Annotated in this window: 3 protein-coding genes; all 3 read right to left on the bottom strand. The window is 70.7% G+C overall.

Features of this window, described 5'->3' with window-relative positions; all coding sequences use genetic code 11:
* Positions 1-257 (bottom strand): dihydrofolate reductase (locus G6022_RS10290; protein WP_187701328.1); only part of this gene is annotated, 257 nt, incomplete at its 3' end.
* A 29-nt stretch (positions 258-286) separates the two neighbouring features.
* Positions 287-1,087 (bottom strand): thymidylate synthase, encoded by an 801-nt coding sequence (locus G6022_RS10285; protein WP_182609993.1) that lies wholly within the window; start codon positions 1,085-1,087, stop codon positions 287-289.
* A 10-nt stretch (positions 1,088-1,097) separates the two neighbouring features.
* Positions 1,098-1,844, bottom strand: a complete 747-nt coding sequence (locus G6022_RS10280; protein ID WP_179526315.1) for a 3'(2'),5'-bisphosphate nucleotidase CysQ — start codon at positions 1,842-1,844, stop codon at positions 1,098-1,100.
* Positions 1,845-2,004: the final 160 nt, after the last annotated feature.

Below are 2,004 nucleotides of genomic sequence, written 5' to 3'. Positions count from 1 at the left end.
GCCGCCGCCAGCGCCGCGGGCACAGAGGCCGCCCTCTCCGCGCCCTCGGCCGACCACCCTGCGTCCCGGGTGCACACGATGTTGCGGCGACCGGGCAGGGGCCGGAAGCGGGCGGGGATCGAGTCCCAGGTGGCCCGGCCCATCACGACGGGGCGCCCGGTGGTGGCCTGCTTGAAGTACGCCAGGTCCTCGGGGATGTGCCACGGCATGTCACGACCGTCGCCGATCACCCCGCCGCGGGCCTGCGCCCACACCATCCGGACCGGCACGGCCGTCGTCTCCCGGCTCAGACCGCGACCGGGGCCTTGATGCCCGGGTGGTGCTCGTATCCGACCACGTCGAAGTCCTCGAAGCGGTAGTCGAAGACCGAGTCCGCGCGGCGCAGGCGCAGCTCCGGGTAGGGGAAGGCCTCGCGGGCCAGCTGCGTCCTGACCTGCTCGACGTGGTTGTCGTAGATGTGGCAGTCGCCCCCGGTCCAGATGAACTCGCCCACCTCGAGCCCGACCTGCTGCGCCACCATGTGGGTGAGCAGCGAGTAGGAGGCGATGTTGAACGGCACCCCCAGGAAGAGGTCGGCGCTGCGCTGGTAGAGCTGGCAGCTCAGCTTGCCGTCGGCCACGTAGAACTGGAACAGCAGGTGGCAGGGCGGCAGGGCCATGTCCGTCAGCTCGCCCACGTTCCACGCCGAGACGATGTTGCGCCGCGAATCGGGGTCGGTGCGCAGCAGGTCCACGGCGTTCGCGATCTGGTCCACGTGCCGGCCGTCGGGGGTGGGCCAGGACCGCCACTGCACGCCGTAGACGGGTCCGAGCTCGCCGCGCTCGTCAGCCCACTCGTCCCAGATGCTCACGCCGTTCTCGCGCAACCAGCCCACGTTGGAGTCGCCGCGCAGGAACCACAGCAGCTCGTAGGCCACCGACTTGAAGTGGACGCGCTTGGTGGTGATCAGCGGGAATCCCGCCGCCAGGTCATAGCGCAGCTGGTGGCCGAACAGGCTGCGGGTGCCCGTTCCCGTGCGGTCGGCCTTGGCGGTGCCCTGCTCCAGGACGAGTCGGAGCAGGTCCTCGTACGGGGTGGGGACGGTCATGACCTGCAGTCTACGTTCGGGTCGCCTGCGCGGCCTGCGCGGCCAGGATCTTCTCGGTGAGCTCGGGGCGACAGATCAGGACGTCCGGGGAGTGGGTGTCGGGTTTGTTGAACCGGATCGGCGTCCCGTCCAGGCGGGAGGCGTGCAACCCCGCGGCCAGGGCGACGCCGACCGGCGCGGCCTGGTCCCACTCGTCCTGCCCCCCGGCGTGGAGGTAGGCGTCCGCGTCGCCGAGCAGGACGGAGAGCATCTTGGCACCGGCCGAGCCCATGGGCCGCACCTCCAGGCCGACCGCGTCCGCGACCTGGAGCGCCCCCGGCGGGGGGTTGTTGCGGCTGATCACCATGGTCCCCGAATGGGGGCCGTCCACGTGATCGACCTGGTCCGAGCGGAATACCCGCCCCGAGTCCGGCAGCCCCACGGAGGCGACGGTGGGCCGGCCGTCGACGACGAGTGCCACGTGCACCGACCAGTCCGAGCGGCCCGTCGAGAACTCCTTGGTGCCGTCGATCACGTCGATGATCCAGACGCGGGATTTGTCCAGCCTGCTGAGATCGTCCGAGACCCCCTCGGAGAGCGTTCCGTCATCCGGGCGGTGCACGGCCAGCACCTCGTCGGTCCAGTTCTGCGCGACCTCGTTGGCGACACGGGCGAGCGAGCGCCCGCGGAGCAGCCCCCCGGCGCGCGTGCCCCGGACGATGTCACCGATCCCCGTGGCGAGGAAACAGGCGAGGTCGTCGTCGTCGAGATCGCGCATGCTGTCGCTGTGCATGCTCACAGTCTTGCGCATGCCGACACTCTACGGAGGTGGGGCGCGGGTCGGGCCGATGTCGTAGGCGTGCGACATCATGAGTTCATGTCCGACGCACTGGAGCGGTTCCACCCGGCCACAGCCTCGTGGTTCCGTGGGGCGTTCG

Origin of the sequence: Dietzia sp. Cai40 (assembly GCF_014145165.1) — a bacterium.
Taxonomy (GTDB): Bacteria; Actinomycetota; Actinomycetes; order Mycobacteriales; family Mycobacteriaceae; genus Dietzia; species Dietzia natronolimnaea.
The sequence above is the reverse complement of the archived record's forward strand: the minus strand, read 5'-3'. Positions and strand labels throughout refer to the sequence as shown.